Origin of the sequence: Delftia sp. DT-2 (assembly GCF_028401915.1) — a bacterium.
Taxonomy (GTDB): domain Bacteria; phylum Pseudomonadota; class Gammaproteobacteria; order Burkholderiales; family Burkholderiaceae_C; genus Comamonas; species Comamonas tsuruhatensis.
The window spans coordinates 357,233-375,695 of record NZ_JAQOTI010000002.1; the positions used below are offsets into that span (position 1 = coordinate 357,233).

The 18,463-nt window shown below is 69.3% G+C and carries 14 protein-coding genes; 6 read left to right on the plus strand and 8 right to left on the minus strand.

The window, feature by feature from the left end:
- Positions 1 to 174: 174 nt before the first annotated feature.
- A complete protein-coding gene (locus PO605_RS04125) occupies positions 175 to 1,857 on the plus strand; it encodes a sigma-54 interaction domain-containing protein (protein ID WP_047475170.1) in 1,683 nt (560 codons plus the stop codon).
- Positions 1,858 to 1,962: 105 nt separating this feature from the next.
- Positions 1,963 to 2,964 (plus strand): arsenic resistance protein, encoded by a 1,002-nt coding sequence (locus tag PO605_RS04130; RefSeq protein WP_272206128.1) that lies wholly within the window; start codon positions 1,963 to 1,965, stop codon positions 2,962 to 2,964.
- On the opposite strand, the gene PO605_RS04135 is transcribed toward PO605_RS04130, so the two are convergent.
- A complete protein-coding gene (locus PO605_RS04135) occupies positions 2,940 to 3,884 on the minus strand; it encodes a siderophore ABC transporter substrate-binding protein (RefSeq protein WP_272206129.1) in 945 nt (314 codons plus the stop codon). The two genes, PO605_RS04130 and PO605_RS04135, sit on opposite strands and share 25 nt — an antisense overlap.
- 121 nt (positions 3,885 to 4,005) lie before the next feature.
- Entirely contained in the window at positions 4,006 to 6,033 is a 2,028-nt protein-coding gene (locus PO605_RS04140) for a ligand-gated channel protein (RefSeq protein WP_272206130.1), read from the minus strand.
- Here PO605_RS04140 and PO605_RS04145 point away from each other — a divergent pair.
- Complete coding sequence (locus PO605_RS04145; protein ID WP_156136101.1) at positions 6,032 to 6,199, plus strand: hypothetical protein; 168 nt, start codon at positions 6,032 to 6,034, stop codon at positions 6,197 to 6,199. The genes PO605_RS04140 and PO605_RS04145 overlap by 2 nt on opposite strands.
- Before the next feature lie 166 nt (positions 6,200 to 6,365).
- On the opposite strand, the gene PO605_RS04150 is transcribed toward PO605_RS04145, so the two are convergent.
- On the minus strand, positions 6,366 to 7,670 hold the full coding sequence (locus tag PO605_RS04150) for a DUF445 domain-containing protein (protein ID WP_016446669.1): 1,305 nt from the start codon (positions 7,668 to 7,670) through the stop codon (positions 6,366 to 6,368).
- Positions 7,671 to 7,790: 120 nt separating this feature from the next.
- Between PO605_RS04150 and PO605_RS04155 the strand changes: the two genes are divergently transcribed.
- Positions 7,791 to 8,048, plus strand: coding sequence for a DUF3297 family protein (locus PO605_RS04155; RefSeq protein WP_016446670.1), 258 nt, complete (start codon positions 7,791 to 7,793; stop codon positions 8,046 to 8,048).
- A gap of 123 nt (positions 8,049 to 8,171) precedes the next feature.
- Here PO605_RS04155 and hmpA read toward each other — a convergent pair whose 3' ends face one another.
- Positions 8,172 to 9,398, minus strand: coding sequence for an NO-inducible flavohemoprotein (gene hmpA / locus PO605_RS04160; protein ID WP_047473003.1), 1,227 nt, complete (start codon positions 9,396 to 9,398; stop codon positions 8,172 to 8,174).
- Positions 9,399 to 9,518: 120 nt separating this feature from the next.
- On the opposite strand from hmpA, the gene norR reads away from it, so the two are divergent.
- On the plus strand, positions 9,519 to 11,090 hold the full coding sequence (norR, locus tag PO605_RS04165; RefSeq protein ID WP_272206131.1) for a nitric oxide reductase transcriptional regulator NorR: 1,572 nt from the start codon (positions 9,519 to 9,521) through the stop codon (positions 11,088 to 11,090).
- Between the two features lie 125 nt (positions 11,091 to 11,215).
- Entirely contained in the window at positions 11,216 to 12,397 is a 1,182-nt protein-coding gene (locus PO605_RS04170; protein WP_047475004.1) for a Fic family protein, read from the plus strand.
- 9 nt (positions 12,398 to 12,406) lie between these two features.
- Here PO605_RS04170 and PO605_RS04175 read toward each other — a convergent pair whose 3' ends face one another.
- From PO605_RS04175 to PO605_RS04190, 4 genes are all read right to left on the minus strand, one after another.
- A complete protein-coding gene (locus PO605_RS04175; RefSeq protein WP_047219585.1) occupies positions 12,407 to 13,321 on the minus strand; it encodes a DMT family transporter in 915 nt (304 codons plus the stop codon).
- Positions 13,322 to 13,409: 88 nt separating this feature from the next.
- Positions 13,410 to 13,829 carry an FKBP-type peptidyl-prolyl cis-trans isomerase gene (locus PO605_RS04180; protein ID WP_017407873.1) on the minus strand — a complete coding sequence of 140 codons (420 nt, stop codon included), beginning with the start codon at positions 13,827 to 13,829 and terminating at the stop codon, positions 13,410 to 13,412.
- 38 nt (positions 13,830 to 13,867) lie between these two features.
- Complete coding sequence (locus PO605_RS04185) at positions 13,868 to 15,010, minus strand: pyridoxal-phosphate-dependent aminotransferase family protein (protein WP_012203005.1); 1,143 nt, start codon at positions 15,008 to 15,010, stop codon at positions 13,868 to 13,870.
- Between the two features lie 102 nt (positions 15,011 to 15,112).
- Entirely contained in the window at positions 15,113 to 18,406 is a 3,294-nt protein-coding gene (locus tag PO605_RS04190; protein ID WP_272206132.1) for a carboxyl transferase domain-containing protein, read from the minus strand.
- Between the last annotated feature and the right edge of the window lie 57 nt (positions 18,407 to 18,463).

Sequence of the window (18,463 nt, forward strand, 5' to 3'; positions counted from 1 at the left end):
GCAGTGCGTTGAATTCAAAGGATTTTTTCCACAGTCGATCTCCGTGTGTCCACATCAAGGACAACCTCGAAGACACGGGTTGGGTACTGTCTTCAATGGAGACACCACGGGGACAGGCCCGTGGCCTGCGCGCCGCTAGAGTGCGTTCAATCCCAGCCACTGCCCGCCATGCCCATGCCCAGCTCCCCCGACCACCGATTCGGCGTTCTCGTCTGGCGGCGCGACTCGCCCGAGCCCGTGGCGCGGCTGGGCCTGGCGCAGGAGCCGCTCCTGCATGCAGCCGTCACCGAGGCCCTGGCCCGCGCGCACGGCGACGGGCACAACCCCATCGGCCATGGCCAGTTGCTGCACGTGGAAACACCGGGCCCGCGCGGCACGGTGGCCCGCCATGTGGCCGTGGTGCTGGCCGATGCCGAGGGCGAGGTCGCCCTGCTGCGCCCGGCCGACGAGGCGGCGGCGCTGTTCGACATGGTGGCCAGCGTGCCCTTCGCCTTCGCCATCCTCAACATGTTCCTGACCAACCCGTACCAGGCGATCACGGTGGCCGACCATGAAGGGCTGATGCGCTACATCAGCCCCGTGCACGAGAAGTTCTTCGGCCTGGCGCCCGGCACGGCCGCAGGCCGGCGCGCCGAGGACGTGATCCCCAACTCGCGCCTGCCCCATGTGGCACGCAGCGGCCGCGCCGAGATCGGCGACCTGCAGCAGCTGGGGCCGGGCGTGAGCCGCATCGTCAACCGCGTGCCGGTCTACGAGGGCGGCGCCGTGGTGGGCGCCGTGGGCCAGGTCAGCTTCAGCGGCGTGGAGGCACTCAACCGCATGCAGCAGCGGCTGAACCAGCTGCATGACGAGGTGCAGCACTACAAGCGCGAACTGAGCCAGTTGCGCGGCGGCACGCCCACGGCGCAGATGGTGGGCGCCAGTGCCCCCATGCAAAGGCTTGCACGCGAGATCGACGCCGTGGCGCGGCTGGACGTGCCCGTGCTCATCCTGGGCGAGAGCGGCAGCGGCAAGGAACTGGTGGCCCAAGCCCTGCATGCGCGCGGGCGCGATGCCGAAGCGCCCCTGGTCAGCCTCAACCTCGCGGCCCTGCCGGCCACGCTGATCGAGTCCGAGCTGTTCGGCTACGAGGCCGGCGCCTTCACGGGCGGGCGCAGGCAGGGCCAGCCCGGCAAGCTGGAGCAGGCCGAGGGCGGCACGCTCTTCCTCGACGAAGTGGCCGACATTCCCATGGAGATCCAGGTCAAGCTGCTGCGCGTGCTGGAGGACCGCCAGGTGCAGCGCCTGGGCGCGCACAGCGGCCGGCAGGTGAACTTCCGCATCGTGGCCGCCACGCACCGCGACCTGCGCGGCCTCATCGACAGCGGGCGCTTCCGGCTGGACCTGTTCTACCGCCTCAGCGGCGTGGTGCTGCATGTGCCGGCCCTGCGCCAGCGCCTGGAGGACATCCCGGCCCTGGTGCAGCGCTTTGCCCAGTCGTTCTGCGAGCGCAACGGCATTGCGCTGCCCCGTATCGCGCCCGGCGTCATGCCTTACCTGGCCCGCCAGGCCTGGCCCGGCAATGTGCGCCAGCTGCGCCAGCGCGTGGAAGAGGCCCTGGTGTTCTGCGACGGCCACCTGCTGGGCGTGGACAACTTCGCGCGCCACGAGGACCCGCTGGCCGGCGCACGGCCTTCGCCCGTTGCCGAGCCCGGCCTGCCCGCCACCGGCGCCGTGGCCCCGCTCAAGGACCAGGAGCGCAATGCCATCCTCGACGCCATCGCACGCTGCGGCGGCAACAAGAAGCTGGCCGCGCAGGAGCTGGGCATCTCGCGCTCCTACCTCTACAAGGTGCTGGGCGCGGCATCGCCCGGCTGAGCCTGTCGGGCCGAGGGCAGGGAATTCGAGACAGCGGCTGGCCGCACCGTTGCCATACTAGGCACCCCGTACCCACTGCCGCCCCTGCCGCACCCGGCGCCCCGAATGCAAGACACCCGAGACGCGCTCGAACAGCGCCAGATCCCCATCTACTTCGCCGCCGTGGCCCTGGCCGCGGCCGCCGCCTGGGCGCTGCCCGGCACGGGCGTGCTGGAGCGCGCCATCAACCCCGCGCTGGCGCTGATGCTCTATGTGACCTTCTTGCAGGTGCCCGTGGCCGAGCTGCGGCGCGCCTTCGGCCAGGTGCGCTTCCTGACCGCGCTGATGACGGCCAACTTCATCGTGGTGCCGGTGCTGGTCTGGGCCCTGCTGCAGTTCCTGCCCGCCGACCCCCTGCTGCGCCTGGGCGCGCTGCTGGTGCTGCTGGCGCCCTGCATCGACTACGTGGTCACCTTCTCCCACCTGGGGCGCGCCGATGCGCGCCTGCTGCTGGCGGCCACGCCGGCCCTGCTGATCGCGCAGATGCTGGCCCTGCCCGGCTACCTGGGCCTGTTCCTGGGCGACGATGCGGCGCGGCTCGTGCAGGCAGGGCCTTTCCTGCATGCGTTCGTGTGGCTGATCGCCGTGCCGCTGGCCCTGGCCGCTGCCACGCAGCTGTGGGCGGCCCGCAGCCGGCGCGGCGCCAGCGCCTCGGCATGGCTGGGCCTGCTGCCCGTGCCGGCCACCGCGCTGGTGCTGTTCGTGGTGATCGCCTCCGTGCTGCCCCAATTGGGCCCGGCCACGCAGGCCGCCTGGAGCATGGTGCCCGTCTATGCGGCCTTTGCGGTGGCGGCACCCGCACTGGGCTGGCTGGTGGCGCGCGCCTTCCGGCTTCCAGCGCCCGCAGGCCGAGCGGTCGCGTTCAGCGCGGGCACGCGCAACTCCCTGGTCGTGCTGCCGCTGGCCCTGGCCGTGCCCGGCGCCATTCCCGTGCTGCCGGCCGTCATCGTCACGCAGACGCTGGTGGAGCTGCTGGCCGAGCTGGCCTATGTGCGCGTGATTGCGCTGTGGGGCCAGGACCGGGAGCCGGCCCTGGCCCGCGGTCAACGCGATGACGCCGCGCCATAGGCCTGGCGCAGCTGCGCCATGTTGTCCAGCAGCGCCGTCGGCCCGGCGCTGCCCATCAGGTACCAGCCCTTGGGATCGAGGAAGACGACCTGCCCCTTGCGGCCGGCCGCCGTGGCGTGGATCTGCGCGTTGTCGAACACCTTGCGCGAAGCCAAGATCTCGCCGCCGCCTGCCGCCTGGCCCGTGGCCGTGTTGCGGTCGATGACGTAGATCCACTCGGGGTCCAGCCGCGCCACATCATCGAAGCCGTAGGCGGTGCCGCGGGCTGGCAGTTGCGCAGCCGATAGCGCCGAGCGCGCGCCGAACACATCGAACAGAAAGCCGAAGCGCGATCCCGGCGCCTGCGGCAGGAGCTTGTCGTTCACGGCCATCAGCAGAAGGCCCGGCGCGGCCTGCGAGGCCTGGGCACGCAGGCCCTGCAGCTCGGCGTGGATGCGCTGCACCAGCGCACGGCCCTGCGCCTGGCGGCCGAACAGCAGCGCCAGCGTGGCGATGTTGCGTTCGATATCGGCCAGCATGTGCTTGCCGCTGACGCTCAGGTCCAGCGTGGGCGCGATGCGTCCCAGCACCTCGGCCTTGCCGGCCGAGCGCCCGCCCACGATGATCAGGTCGGGCGCCAGGCGGCTCAGCGCCTCGTAGTCGGGCTCGAACAGCCCGCCCGCCGCAGGCCGCTGCGCGAAGCTGTCCAGGTACCGGGGCAGCTGCGCCCGGGGCACGCCTGCGACCGCCGACGCGGGCACGCCCAGCGCATGCAGTGCATCCAGCGCCCCCAGGTCATAAACCACCGCGCGCCGGGGTGCGCCGGGCAGGCTGGCCGCTCCCCCGGCATGCCGCACGGACAGCGGGGCCGCCGCCGCAGTCCCCAGGAACAAGGCCGGCAGGGCCAGCGCCGCCGCGCGGCGCGTGATATCGAAGGTCATGGCAAAGAATCCCAGGAAAAAATGAAAGGAGTTCCGGCCTCCGGAGGCGGGTGCCGCGCCGGGAAGCGGCGCGGCCTGATCCGCAGGCCACGGGCAGCGGCCGCCCTTGCGGCCGGGATGCCTAGAACTTCACGTTCATGCCGATCCAGTAGCGCCGGCCGTCCTGCACCGTGGCGTAGTCCTCGTAGTACACGTCCTTGTCGAACAGGTTGTAGATGCCTGCGTAGAAGGTCACGTCCTTGCTGTAGTTGTAGGAGCCGCCCATGTCGAACATGGCATAGCTGCCGGCCACCCAGGTGCGTGCCGAACGGCCGCCCGTGGGCTGGCTTTCCTTGCCCCGGTAGGACAGCTTGGCCCAGCCCGCCCATTGCTGCGAAGGCTTCCAGTTCAGCGCCAGGTTGAGCATGTGGCGCGGCAGCTGGCTCAGCGGCTGCCCCGCGAACTCGCCGCTCTTTTGCTCGGACTTGGTGAAGGTGTAGCTGCTGCTCAGGTCCAGCGTGCGCGCCAGCGGGGCCTTGAACGTGGCTTCGACGCCGCGCGTGATGGCCTTGTCGATATTGACGTTGGTGGTGGGCGTGTTGCCCGAGGAATTGGCCGGTCCGCACTCGGGGCAGGCGATGCGCGTGATCTTGTCGTTGAACTCGTTGTCGAACACCGTCAGGCCTGCCGACAGGCCGGCGCCGTTGTTGTAGAGCACGCCCAGTTCCTTGCTCAGCGAGGTTTCGGGCTTCAGGTCGGGGTTGCCGTAGATGTTGCCGCCGCGGCTGGACTGGCCCCAGTCGCCCAGGGTCTGGCGCAGCGAGGGCGCGCGAAAGCCGGTGGACACGCCGCCCTTGACGGTCCATTGCGAGTCGAGGTTCCACACGCCGTACAGGCGCGGGCTCCATTGCGATCCGCCCTTGCTGTCGTGGTCGTAGCGCAGGCCGCCGGTCAGGGCGAAGTTATCGCGCAGGCGCCACTCGTCCTCGGCGAACCAGGCGTACTGCGTGCGATCGGCCGTGGTGCGCGCCGAGCCCGGCAGCGTATTGGTCGTCGTGTCGCGCAGGTCCTGCTGGTTGTAGTACACGCCCGTGGTCAGCAGGTGCTGGCGGCCCAGCGGCGCCACCCAGCTGCTGTTGAACACCGTGTTCCTGATGGTCATGTCGCGCGACAGGTTGCGCGTTTCCTCGCGCTGCAGATAGGTGTCGGAGGAAGCCCAGCCCCAGCGGCCCTTGTGCTGCAGCGAGTAGTTCTCGCGCTCGAACTTGCGGTCGCTGGGCGCATCGGTGGGCAGCAGGGTCATGCCAGGCGACGAAACGAAGTGCTGGCGCGAAGTGCCGATCTCGGCGATCAGGTCGTGGTCCTTGCTGGGGGTCAGCGCCAGGCGCAGGTTCAGCGAACGGTTGTCGCTCTTGTTGTAGCCCTGGTAGATGCGGTCCTGGTCGCGCTTGCTGTAGTTGCCGTACAGGCTCAGGCCCAGCAGGTCGGTCTTGATCGGGCCTGACAGGTAGAAGTTGGTCTGGTAGGCATCGCCCGAGGTGGAGCGCTCCTGCAGCGTGGCGTCGGCGCGCACCGAGCCATGCCAGTTCTTCGCCACCTTGCGCGTGATGACGTTGATCACGCCGCCCATGGCGTCCGAGCCGTACAGCGAGGACATGGGGCCGCGCACCACCTCGATGCGCTCGATGGCCTCCAGCGGCGGAATCCAGCTCTGGTCCGTGCCCGTGCTGCCGTTGGTCTGGGTCTCGCGCGTGCTCATGCGCTTGCCGTCCACCAGGATCAGGGTGTAGTTGGCGCCCATGCCGCGCAACGAGATGTCGTTGGAGTTGTTGTCCGAGGGCGTGAGGATCACGCCGGGCACATCGCGCAGGGCATCGTGCAGGTTGCGGTAGGCGCCCTGCTCCAGTTCCTGGCGCGTGATCACCGAGATCGAGGCCGGCGCCTGGCTGATCTCCTGCTCGAAGCCGCTGGCCGTCACGACCAGGGTTTCCAGCGTCGCCCCGCCTGCTGCCTGGGCCAGCGCGCTGCCCGAGGCCAGCAGGCCCAGGCAGGCGCCCAGCGCGGTGCGGCGCAGGGGAGCGACGGTGGAGGGAAACGAAGCACGCAGGGAGGTGCAAAGGGCGGACAGGGCAAAGCCACGGCCCGCCGCGGGGGCTGTGCAGTTGTGCATGGGAAAGCTCGCAAGAAGAATCACGGACGGTCGAACGACCGGGGTGCGCATCCGCTCTGTTGTTTTTGATGAGTGCGAATCGTTCTTATTTTATTTTCCCGCCGACAACGGCCTGGCCGACAGCAGCGCAGCTGCTGTTTTTCTTTACAAGCGGGCCGATCTGTGAGCAATTCATTCAGGATGCTGAATGTTGCCTTGTTCATCAATGACATGCAGGGCCGCCAGTGCCCGGGCGCGTGCAGCGCCCGGCCCGATTCACGGCGTTCCGGCGAACACGGCGGCTTTGTAAAGTTGGCCCGATGTGGCCGGCAGGCAACATCCTGATACGAAGATCAGGACCACAGCCGCCCCGCATTGGAGACCAGGAACAGCAGCAGCCCCACGGCACCGCCGACCACGGTGCCATTGATGCGGATGTACTGCAGGTCCTTGCCGATGTGCAGCTCGATCAGCTCGGACAGCTCGCGCGCATCCCAGCGCCGCACGGTGTCGGCGATGTGCTGGGCCAGGAACTGCGAGACATCGGGCGCCAGCGCCTGGGCCCAGCGCTTGAGGCGTTCGTTCATGGAGTGGCGCAGCGCCTCGTCATGCGCCAGCGACTGGCCCAGCCAGCGGCCCATGGCCGCGGTCTTGCGCGCCACCTGCGAATGCTCGTTGGCCAGGTCGGCCTGCAGCCTGGCGCGCAGGCCCAGCCACAGCGAACGCAGGTAGCCGGCCAGCTTCTCGTCGTGCAGCAGGTAGTCGCGCAGGCGCTCGGCGCGATCGGCCATGGCCGGGTCGGACTGCAGCCGGTCAATCAGCCGCTGCACGGAGGCATCGAACGCCTTGCGCATGTGGTGCCCGGGATCGCTGGCGATGTCCTGCAGCAGGCTGTCCAGCGCCCCGGCGATGGCCGTGGCACCCTTGTCGCCGAGCCAGTCCGTAGGCAGCATCTTTTCCTTGAGCGGATGCTCGCGCTTGAGCCACAGCACGATGGTCCGGGCGATCAGCACATGGGTCTCGGATTCGCGCAGCACGCCGCTGACGCGCGCCAGCACATCGTCGAGCACGGCCTGGTGGCGCCCGTCCTGGGTCAGGCCCGACAGCAGGTCCGCCGCCGCGCGGGGCAGGTCCAGATGCTCCAGCAAGGCCTTGAACGAGTGCGAGAGAAAGCGCTCCACCTGCCGGTCCTGCACCATCTCCAGCGCCGCCAGCGCCAGCCGCGCCACCTGCCGCCCCAGCAGCGTGCTGTTGGCCGGTGAGGTCAGCCAGCCCGCCAGCACGCGCGCGGGATCGTGGCGCTCGATCAGCGCCACCAGCGAAGGCCCGTCCAGGAACTTGTCGCGCACGAAATTCGCCAGGTTCAGCCCGATGCGGTCCTTGTTGCGCGGAATGATGGCCGTGTGGCGCCCGACCACGGGCAGCGGAATGTGCCGGAACAGGGCAGACACTGCAAACCAGTCGGCCAGCGCGCCGACCAGCGAGGCCTCGGTCACGGCCTTGATGCAGGCCAGCCACAGCGGCACCTGCTGCCAGTGCGCTGCCGCCACCGACGAGGCCACGAAGCCCAGCGCCATGAGCAGCAGCAACGCCAGCGGCAGGCGCTTGGCCGACTTCAGTGTTTGACGTTGCTCTGGCGACAGCATGGAGCGCAGCATACGACGCCCGCCGGGCCCCGCGTGGCGATGCCTGCCGCCAATGCCTGTCAGCCAGCGCCTGACCCCGGATTGCGCGGACAATACCGGCTTTCTTCAGAACCCTCTTGCGAGAACAAGACCATGACCGACGCCAACGCATCCGCCGAGCGCCCCGCCCTGCCCGACCACCTGTCCATCGACCCGCGCAGCCCGCACCACGTGGCGGCCGTGTTCGAGCACGACATCGGCATCCGCTTCAACGGCAAGGAGCGGTTCGACGTGGAGGAGTATTGCGTGAGCGAGGGATGGATCAAGGTGCCCGCGGGCAAGACGGTGGATCGCAAGGGCAGGCCCTTGCTGATCAAGCTCAAGGGCACCGTGCAAGCCTTCTACCGCTGAGCCTTCGGACCTTGTCGCGCCTCTTGCCACAGAGGTGCTACAAGGGGCGCGACAAGGACGCGACAAAGGCATGCCCGGGGTGCGGCAGAGCCAGGAACCACCCAGGGCAGGCTCCGGCAAAGCCTACTGGAGCGCCTCGGCCGGCCCAAAAAACTCATACCGCACCTGCTCCTGCGGCACCCCCAGGGCCTTCAACGATTCCTTCACCGACCGCATGAACGGCCGAGGCCCCAGGAAGTAGACATCGGCATCCACGGCGGGCAGCCATTCACCCAGCTGGCGGGCGGTCAGCAGGCCCTGCGCATCGACCCCATCGCCCTCCTCTGCCCGGTCATAGCAGTAGTAACGGGTGAGCTGCGGATGCACGGCAGCCAGCGCATCCACATGCTCGCGGAAGGCATGCACCCCGCGCTCGCGTGCGCAGTGGATGAAGACCACGGGCCGCCGGGTCGGCAAGGCCGCGTCCAGCATGGGCAGGGTCGGCGTGATGCCCACGCCGCCGCTGATCAGCACCAGCGGGCGCTCGCCGGGCTGCAGCGTGAAGTGGCCTGCGGGCGGGAACAGCTGCAGCGTGTCGCCGACCCGGACCCGGTCGTGCAGGAAGTTGGAGACCTTGCCACCCGCCTCGCGCTTGACGCTGATGCGCAGGCTGCGCCCGTCTGCGGGTGCGGACAGGGAGTAGTTGCGCCGCTGCTCCTGGCCGTCCACCACCAGGCGCAGGCCGATGTACTGCCCGGGCTGGTGGGCGATCACGGGGCCGCCGTCGGCGGGCACCAGGTAGAAGGACGTGATCTCGGCGCTTTCCTGCACCTTGTCCTGCACCACGAAGGCGCGCTCGCCGCGCCAGCCGCCTTCGGCCGCCGCCGTGCGGTCATAGGCCTGGCGCTCGGCGCCGATCAGGATGTCGGCCAGCTGCTGGTAGGCGGCGCCCCAGGCGGCTATGACCTCGTCGGTGGCGATCTCGGCGCCCAGCACTTCGCGGATGGCGCGCAGCAGGCAGGTGCCGACGATGGGGTAGTGCTCGGGCTGCACCTGCAGCGCAACGTGCTTGTTGATGATCTGCGCGGGCAGGTCGCCCAGGGCGTCCAGCCGGTCGATGTGCCTGGCGTACATGAGCACGCTGTAGGCCAGGGCACGCGGCTGGGCGCCGCTTTGCTGGTGGGCCATGTTGAACAGGGCGCGCACCTCGGGGTACTCGCCCAGCATGGTTTGGTAGAAATGCGTGATCAGCGCTTCGCCGCCGGTTTCAAGCAGCGGAACGGTGGATTGGACGATGGCACGTTGGCGGTCGGTCAGCACGGGAAACTCCTTGGGTACGGGGACGGACATGCCCGGTGCGATGCCGGACATGCCTTGGCAAAGGCAAGGGCCGTGCCAGTCCCGCGACCCTTGAAGAACAAGGGCTTGGCGTTTCATGCGTCAATATGACTCCCGTCAAATCGAGTCCTTTTGACAGCCATCGCAGTCTTTATGACCACATCCACCGCCCTGCACGCCCTCACCCCTCTGGTGGCCGACCTGGCCCAGGACCTGCCTGAGCGCGAGCGCTTTCGCCGCCTGCTGGCAGCCCTGCGCGCCGTGCTGCCGGCCGATGCCGCCGCCCTGCTGCGCCTGGAAGGCGAGTGGCTGCGGCCCGTGGCCATCGACGGCCTGGTGCCCGATGCGCTGGGCCGGCGCTTTCGCATTGCCGAGCACCCGCGCTTCGCCCAGCTGCTGGCCGCGGGCCAGGCCATGCGCTTTGCGCCAGACAGCCCGCTGCCCGATCCCTATGACGGCCTGGTGGCCCAGGGCCACGGGCCGCTGGAGGTGCACGACTGCATGGGCTGCGTGCTGCAGACGGGCGGCCTGCCCTGGGGCCTTCTCACGCTGGACGCGCTGGACCCGGGGCGCTTTGCCGACCCGGCCGCGCTGGCGGCGCTGCAGGCCTTCAGCAACCTGGCGGCGGCCACCGTGACCACGGCCGAGCGGCTGCGCCGGTTGGCACGCAGTGCGCGCGCCCTGCCCGCACCCGGCGCCGCCCCGGGGGGCGATTCATCGCGTCCGCTGATCGGCCAGAGCCCGGCCATGCGCGCGCTGCAAAAGGACATCGCCCTGGTCGCGGCCAGCGACCTCAATGTGCTGATCACGGGCGAGACCGGCACGGGCAAGGAACTGGTGGCCCAGGCCGTGCATGCGCAGTCGGCGCGTGCAGGCCGGGCGCTGGTCAGCATCAACTGCGCGGCCCTGCCCGACAACCTGGTCGAAAGCGAGCTGTTCGGCCATGTGCGCGGCGCCTTCACGGGCGCGCTGTCCGAGCGCAGCGGCAAGTTCGAGCAGGCCGACCAGGGCACGCTGTTCCTGGACGAAGTGGGCGAGCTGTCCCTGCCCGTGCAGGCCAAGCTGCTGCGCGTGCTGCAAAGCGGCCAGCTGCAGCGCCTGGGTTCGGACCGCGAGCACCATGTGGACGTGCGCGTGATCGCCGCCACCAACCGCGACCTGGCCGCCGAGGTGGCGGCCGGCCGCATGCGCGCCGATTTCTTCCACCGCCTGAGCGTCTACCCGTTGCGCGTGCCCGCTCTGCGCGAGCGCGACAGCGACGTGCTGATGCTGGCCGGCTTCTTCCTCGAGGAAAACCGTTCCCGCCTGGGCCTGGGCGGACTGCGCCTGCACCCCGCTGCGCAATCGGCCTTGCTCGCCCAGGACTGGCCCGGCAATGTCCGGGAACTGGAGCACCTCATCAGCCGCGGCGTGCTGCGGGCGCTCAGCCGTGCGCCCTCCGGCACTCCGGCCGGTGGCCGGGCACGCATGGTCACGCTGGGGCAGGCCGATCTCCGGGATGACGCGCAGCCCTCGGCGACGGCCACCCCGACCCTGCCCGTCCCACAGGTCGCATCACCCGGCGCCAGCCCCCAAGGCCTGCGCAATGCCGTCGAAAGCTACGAACGCCAGCTGATCAAGGCCAGCCTGCAGCGCCACCACGGCAGCTGGGCCGCCGCCGCACGCGAGCTGCAGATGGACCGCGCCAACCTGCAGCGGCTGGCGCGGCGACTGGGACTGGCATGAGGGGTCATGCGGCCGGCCCGCCGCCTTGAGACGAAGGCTTATTTAAGTCAGCTTAACTTGGCGCTCTCGTTATTTAAGAAAAACCGCATTTGCTTAAATAAGCGTCCAAAGCCATAGTCAGCCCCATGCCCGATTCCCCTACCAGCCAGCGGCTTGGCCGCTTCATCGAGACATCCGCAGCAGGCGAAAAGGTGCGCGCCTTCGTGCCGCCACCGCTGCCGCCGGAGCCGGCCATCGATGTGCTCGTCCTCCTGGAAAAGCTCAGCCTTGCCGAGCGTGCGCTGGGACGGCTCGATGGCATCACCATGCTGCTGCCCCGCCAGGAGCTGTTCCTCTACATGTACGTGCGCAAGGAGGCCGTGCTTTCTTCGCAGATCGAGGGCACGCAATCGACGCTGTCGGACCTGCTGCGCTTCGAAGCCGAGGCCCAGGCGGGCCAGCCCATCGACGACATCCGCGAAGTTTCGAACTATGTGGACGCGATGATGTACGGACTGGAGCGCCTGCGGGACCTGCCGCTGTCACTGCACCTGATCCGCGAGATGCATGGCCGGCTGCTGCAAAGCGGACGCGGCGGCACCAAGAGCCCCGGCGAGTTCCGGCGCTCGCAGAACTGGATTGGCGGCACGCGTCCAGGCAATGCCTTGTTTGTGCCGCCGCCTGTCAACGAGCTCGGCCCCTGCCTCGACGCCTTTGAACGCTTCATGCACGAAGATGCCTCCCGCCTGCCCGCCCTCATCAAGGCCGGCCTGCTGCACGTGCAATTCGAGACACTGCATCCGTTCCTCGATGGCAATGGCCGTATCGGCCGCCTGCTGGTCACGCTGTACCTCTGCATCAACGGCGTGCTGAACAAGCCGCTGCTCTACCTCAGCCTATTTCTCAAGACGCATCGGGCCGAGTACTACCGGCTGCTGCAGGAAGTGCGCGAGAACGGCAACTGGGAAGCCTGGCTCGACTTCTTTCTCACCGGCGTGGCACAGACCGCGAACCAGGCCTTCGAGGCCGCCACGCATATCGTCGATCTGTTCAGGCAGGACCGCGAACGCATCGCGACCGAAGGCGAACGCGCCAGCTCCACGCTGCGCATCCACGACCTGTTCCAGCTCAACCCCTTCCTGACGTCAAACCAGCTGGTCCGGCAGACGGGACTGTCCTCGCCTACCGTCAACACGGCGCTCGCCGACTTGCAGCGCCTGGGCATCATCGAGGAAGTGACCGGCCGCAAGCGAGGCCGGGTCTTCAGCTATCAGCGCTATCTTTCCGTGCTCAACGAGGGCACGGATCCGCTACCCCGGCCGGCCTGATCCCTGGCCTCACCGCCTGAGCGACTTCAGCCACCCATACCCGCTCACCAGCAGCACCCCTGCCAGCACCATCAGCGCCCCCGCCAGGAAGTTGGGCTCGATGGGCTCGCTCAGCAGCCAGGCACCGAAGACCACGCCGAAGATGGGCGTCATGAACGAGAACACGCCCAGGCGCGAGGCCAGGTATTGCGTGAGCAGCCAGAACCAGACCAGGAAGCTCACGAAGCAGACCAGCACGGACTGGAAGGCCAGGCCCGCCCAGGCCAGGGGCGTGGGCTCGAAGCGGGTCTGGCCCAGCAGGAAGGCGGCGGGCAGCAGCAGCGCAAAGCCGGTGGCCAGCTGGTAGAGCAGGGTCTGCGCGGCGGGCAGCGATGCCAGCCGCGTGGTGCGGATGGCCACCGTGGTGGCGCCCCAGGCCACGCCGGCGGCCAGCGCCAGCAGGTCGCCCAGCAGCATGGCGGCGCCGGCTGCCTTCGAAGGCTTGCCGCCGCCAAGGAAGGCCAGCGCAATGCCGGCAAAGGCCAGCACGATGCCCAGCCATTGCAGCGGCGCCAGGCGCTCCGAGGGCAGCTTCCAGTGCAGGCCCAGCGCCGCGAACACGGGAGCGGAATACAGGAAGACCACCACATGGGCGGCCGAGGTGTGGTTGATGCTCTCGCCCACCAGCAGGAATTCCAGCGCAAACAGCGTGCCCACGGCCAGGCCCGGGCGCCAGCTGCCGTCGCCCCACTGCACGCGCATGCCGCGCCAGCGCATGAACAGCCACACCAGCACGGCGCCCGCGCCCGAGCGCAGCGCGATCTGCAGCGTGGGCGCGATGGCATCGGCCGTGGCCTTGAGCAGGATCTGCTGCAGGCTCCAGATCAGGCACAGCATGAGCATCAGCGCGGCGGCGCGCGCGTCCAGCGGTTTGCGAGGGTCCACGACGTCTTCCTTTCAGCGACCGTGAAAAAGCCGGCCCGCAGGCCGGCTTCGCATCAGGCGGGGGATGGCCCGGCCAGCGGGCCGGCCATCACTTGATGCCCAGCAGTTCCACCTCGAAGTTCAGCGTGGCGTTGGGCGGGATCACGCTGCCCGCGCCACGGCTGCCGTAGGCGATGGAGGGCGGGCAGGTCAGCTTGGCCTTGCCGCCGACCTTCATCTTCTGCACGCCTTCGGTCCAGCAGGGAATCACGCCGGTCAGGGGGAACTCGATGGGCTGGCCGCGCGTGATGGAGCTGTCGAAGTCCTTGCCCGTGTCGGGGAAGTAGCCGCGGTAGTGCACGCGCACCGTGTCGCTGGCCTTGGGGCTGGCGCCCGTGCCTTCCTTGAGGCTTTCATAGACCAGGCCGCTGGCCGTGGTGACGGGCTCGGCCGCATGGGCCGCCACGCCGGTGAATGCGGCGAGCATCAGGCCGCAGGAGGCGGCCAGGGTGGTGAGGGTCTTGTTCATGAGGGCTCTTTCAATGCAATGTTTGCAGCGGGTTCGGTTCACGCCTTGGCGGGGACACCGATGTCGTCCAGCGCTTTGGCGATGTGGCCGACGGTGCGGTCCACGTTGTGCCATTTTTCCAGGCCGAACAGGCCGATGCGGAAGGTCTTGAAGTCCGGGCCTTCGTCGCACTGCAGGGGCACGCCCGAGGCGGTCTGCAGGCCGGCTTCCATGAACTTCTTGCCGCTCTGGATGCCGGGGTCGGTGGTGTAGCTGACGACCACGCCGGGGGCCTTCCAGCCTTCGGCCGCCACGCTGGGAAAGCCGCGCGACTCCAGCAGTGCGCGCACCTTGGCGCCCAGGGCGATCTGCTCGTCGCGCACCTTGGCGAAGCCGTAGGCACGCGTCTCCAGCATCACGTCGCGCAGGCGGACCAGGGCGTCGGTGGGCATGGTGGTGTGGTAGGCGTGCTGGCCTTTTTCGTAGCCCTCGGCGATCTGCATCCACTTCTTGAGGTCGCAGGAGAAGCTGGAGCTTTGCGTGTGCTCGATGGCTTCGCGCGCGCGCTGCGAGAGCATGACCATGGCGCAGCACGGCGAGCTGCTCCAGCCCTTTTGCGGCGCGCTGATCAGCACGTCCACGCCGGTCTTTTCCATGTCCACCCACATGGCGCCCGAGGCCACGCAGTCCAGCACGAAGAGCGCACCCACCTCGTGCGCGGCATCGGCCACGGCGCGCAGGTAGCTGTCGCTGAGGATGATGCCGCTGGCCGTCTCCACATGGGGCGCGAACACGACCTTGGGTTTTTCAGTGCGGATGGCGGCGGCCACGTCCTCGGCCGCGCAGGGCGCCCAGGGGTCCTGGCTGCCCGGGCCCTGGCGGCGCGCCTTGCAGACCACGGCGCCACCGCCCAGTCCGCCTTCCTCGAAGATCTGGGTCCAGCGGTAGCTGAACCAGCCGTTGCGCACGATGAGCACCTTTTCGCGATTGGCGAACTGGCGCGCCACGGCCTCCATGCCGAAGGTGCCGCTGCCCGGCACCAGCACGGCCGTGTGGGCGTGGTAGACCTCCTGCAGCGTGGTGAGGATGTCCTGCATCACGCCCGCGAAGCGCTTGGACATGTGGTTGAGCGCGCGGTCGGTGTAGACCACCGAGAATTCGAGCAGGCCGTCGGGATCGATATCGGGCAGAAGTCCGGGCATGGGAAGGTCTCCAGAGGCAGCGGGGCCCGCTTGAGCGGGCCCGCCATCGTGTTCGTCGAAAAGAGGATCAGCTTAGCACGCCGCCTGCAGCGTTTTCAGGGCCTACCAGGTGTCCACGAAGCCCGCCTGGGCGGGTGCCACGCGCGCCCCCGCCAGGCCGCGCGACAGCCAGGCGCGCGTGTCGGCGGGGTCGATGACGGCGTCGATCTCCAGCGTGCCGGCCATGTGCATGGCCTCGCCGTGGGCGTACTGCTGGGCCAGCAGCCGGTCGAACAGAGCGTTGCGTTCGGCGCCCTCGGGCAGGGCCTGCAGTTCCTTGCGAAAGCCCAGGCGCACGGCGCCTTCCAGACCCATGGCGCCGAACTCGCCCGTGGGCCAGGCCACGTTGAACACCGGCGCATGGAAGCTGCCCGCCGTCATGCCCATGGCCCCCAGGCCGTAGCCCTTGCGCAGCACCACGCTGAAATACGGCACGCGCAGCTTGGCCGCCGTGACGAACAGGCGGCTGACATGGCGCACCTGGGCGGTCTTCTCGATCTCGGGGCCGACCATGAAGCCCGGCGTGTCCACCAGGCTCACGATGGGCAGGCCATGGGCGTTGCACAGCTGCATGAAGCGCGCGGCCTTGTCGGCCGCATCGGCGTCGATGGCGCCGCCCAGGTGGGAGGGGTTGTTGGCCATCAGCCCCACGGGCCGGCCTTCGATGCGCGCCAGCCCGGTGTGGATGCCTGCGCCAAAGCCCGTGCGCAGCAGCAGCAGGCTGCCTTCGTCCACCAGATGCGCCATGGCCGCACGCGTGTCATAGGCACGCAGCCGGTTCTCGGGCACCACATGGCGCAGGGCGCGCGTGTCGGGCGCGGTCCAGTCCGTGGTGCGGCCCTGGAAGAACGAAAGATAGTGGCGCGCTGCAGCCACGGCCTGGGCCTCGTCCTCGACCAGTACGTCGATCACGCCATTGGCATGCTGCACGCTGCTGGGACCGATCTGCTCGGGCCGGAAGACGCCCAGCCCGCCGCCCTCGATCATGGCCGGCCCGCCCATGCCGATGCAGCTGGCGCGCGTGGCGATGATCACGTCGCTGCAGCCCAGCAGGGCTGCATTGCCCGCAAAGCAGCGGCCGTGTGCAATGCCGATCACCGGCACCTGGCCCGACAGGGCCGCATAGGCGGCGAAGGTGTGCACATGCAGGCCCGCGACCACGGGCGTGTCGGTATCGCCGGGCCGCCCGCCGCCGCCTTCGGCGAACAGCACCACGGGCAGCTTCTGGGCCAGCGCAATGCCCAGCATGCGGTCGGTCTTGGCATGGTTGCGCGCGCCCTGGGTGCCGGCCAGCACGGTGGCGTCATAGGCCATGACGACGGCGCGCGAGCGCTCCTGGCCGAACTGCGCGCCGTTGATGGAGCCCATGCCCGTGACCATGCCGTCGGCCGGCGTGTTGGCGATCAGGTCGTCCATGCTGCGTCGGCGCGTCTGCGCGGCAATGGCCAGCGCGCCGTACTCGATGAAGCTGCCCTCATCGCAAAGATCGGCGATGTTCTCGCGCGCGCTGCGGCCGCCCTGGGCATGGCGTTTGGCCATGGCCTCGGGCCGGGCGGTGTCCAGCGTGAAGGCATGGCGGTCGATGACGCGGCGCAGGTCGGCGCGGATGTGGTCCGGGTCCTGGGCGATCTGCTGCGCGCGTGCGTCGGCCTGCACGCCTTCGGCGGCGGCCAGCACCAGCAGGGGCTGGTCCTGGGCCACATAGGCACCGGCCTCGGCCAGCCGTTGGGTGATGGTGCCGGCCTGCGGCGCCAGCAGCACATGCTCCATCTTCATGGCTTCGAGCACGCCCAGTTCGGTGCCTGCGGCTACGACATCGCCCACGGCCACGCTCCACTGCACGATGCGCGCGGGCATGGGGGCCGTGATGGCGCCTTCGGGGACGGGCGCGCCAGCAGCCTCGTCCGCCACCGGAACATCGGCGGCCACAGCCGTGCGTTGCGCGCCTTCGGCCAGCGCCTGGGCGTCCGCCACCAATTCGGGAAGGGCCTCTTCGAGCCAGCGTGTGTGCACGGCCTGCGATGCCATCTCGGGCCGCCGGGCCAGCGCCTGCAGCAGCGGCAGGTTGGTGGCCAGCCCGTCGATGCGGCATTCGTCCAGCGCGCGACGTGCGCGTCGAAGCACGTCTTCAAAGCGCGACCCGCTGCTGTGCACGATGAGCTTGGCCAGCAGCGTGTCGTAGTGCGGCGAGGGGCTGGCGCCCGCCACCGCATGCGTGTCGATGCGGATGCCGGGGCCGGCCGGCCACTGCAATGCGCCTATGCGTCCGCTGCCGGGGCGCGAATGGCCTGCGGCATCCAGCGTCTCGGCATTGATGCGCCACTGCATGGCATAGCCGCGCGGCGCGGGGGGTGTCCTGGCATCCAGGCCCAGCTCGCCCAGGTGATCGCCCGCCGCAATGCGGATCTGGGCCTGCACCAGGTCGATGCCGAAGACTTCCTCGGTGATGGTGTGCTCCACCTGCAGGCGCGGGTTGGCCTCGATGAACACATAGGGCAGGGAGTCGGAGGCGGCATCGACCAGGAATTCGAAGGTGCCCAGGCTCTCGTAGCCGATCTCGGCGGCCATGCGCAGCGCGTCGCGCGTGATGCGCTCGCGCAGCGGCTGCGCCAGGCTGGGGCTGGGCGCGATCTCCACCAGCTTCTGGAAGCGCCGCTGCAGCGTGCATTCGCGCTCGCCCAGCGCGATGGGGCCTGCGCCGCCGTCGCCCAGGATCTGTACCTCGATATGGCGCGCGCCCGTCATCAGACGCTCCACATAGACACCGTCCACGCCGAAGGCGGCGCGCGCCTCGCTGCGGCAGCGCTCGTAGGCAGCGGGCAGGTCCTCGGCGCGCGCCACGGCGCGCATGCCGCGCCCGCCGCCGCCGCCGATGGCCTTGACCATGATGCCGCTGGCGCCCCCGGCCTGCTGCGCCTCGAAGAAGGTCTGGGCCTGTTCCAGCGTGACGGCCTCGCTGCTGCCCGGCATCAGCGGCACGCCGCAGCGGCGCGCCAGATCGCGTGCGCGGGCCTTGTCGCCCAGCAGCGCCAGGTGCTCCGGCGCGGGACCGATGAAGCGCAGTCCCGCATCGGCACAGGCCTGGGCAAAGCCGGCGTTCTCGCTGAGAAAGCCGTAGCCCGGATGGATGCCGTCGCAGCCGTGCTCGCGCGCAATGCGCAGCAGGTGGGCGCCGTCCAGGTAGGCCGAGGGGCCGCTGGCGTCCAGGGGCACGGCTGCATCGGCAGCGGATACATGGGGCGCCTGCGCATCGTCTGCGGCATGGACGGCCAGGCTGGGCACACCCAGCTCGCGCAGCGCGCGCACGATGCGCAGCGCGATCTCGCCGCGGTTGGCTATCAGTATCTTCTGGAACATGGGTAAAAGGTCCGGTATCAATGGTCAACAGCGTTTGCAACTGGCGCCCTCAAATGC

Excerpts from the sequence above, each read along its gene's own strand:
- PO605_RS04125 (WP_047475170.1), top strand. The coding sequence starts at position 175 with ATGCCCAGCTCCCCCGACCACCGATTCGGCGTTCTCGTCTGGCGGCGC.
- PO605_RS04130 (WP_272206128.1), top strand. The coding sequence starts at position 1,963 with ATGCAAGACACCCGAGACGCGCTCGAACAGCGCCAGATCCCCATCTAC.
- PO605_RS04135 (WP_272206129.1), bottom strand. The coding sequence starts at position 3,884 with ATGACCTTCGATATCACGCGCCGCGCGGCGGCGCTGGCCCTGCCGGCC.
- PO605_RS04145 (WP_156136101.1), top strand. The coding sequence starts at position 6,032 with ATGGGAAAGCTCGCAAGAAGAATCACGGACGGTCGAACGACCGGGGTG.
- PO605_RS04140 (WP_272206130.1), bottom strand. The coding sequence starts at position 6,033 with ATGCACAACTGCACAGCCCCCGCGGCGGGCCGTGGCTTTGCCCTGTCC.
- PO605_RS04150 (WP_016446669.1), bottom strand. The coding sequence starts at position 7,670 with ATGCTGCGCTCCATGCTGTCGCCAGAGCAACGTCAAACACTGAAGTCG.
- PO605_RS04155 (WP_016446670.1), top strand. The coding sequence starts at position 7,791 with ATGACCGACGCCAACGCATCCGCCGAGCGCCCCGCCCTGCCCGACCAC.
- hmpA (WP_047473003.1), bottom strand. The coding sequence starts at position 9,398 with ATGTCCGGCATCGCACCGGGCATGTCCGTCCCCGTACCCAAGGAGTTT.
- norR (WP_272206131.1), top strand. The coding sequence starts at position 9,519 with ATGACCACATCCACCGCCCTGCACGCCCTCACCCCTCTGGTGGCCGAC.
- PO605_RS04170 (WP_047475004.1), top strand. The coding sequence starts at position 11,216 with ATGCCCGATTCCCCTACCAGCCAGCGGCTTGGCCGCTTCATCGAGACA.
- PO605_RS04180 (WP_017407873.1), bottom strand. The coding sequence starts at position 13,829 with ATGAACAAGACCCTCACCACCCTGGCCGCCTCCTGCGGCCTGATGCTC.
- PO605_RS04185 (WP_012203005.1), bottom strand. The coding sequence starts at position 15,010 with ATGCCCGGACTTCTGCCCGATATCGATCCCGACGGCCTGCTCGAATTC.
- PO605_RS04190 (WP_272206132.1), bottom strand. The coding sequence starts at position 18,406 with ATGTTCCAGAAGATACTGATAGCCAACCGCGGCGAGATCGCGCTGCGC.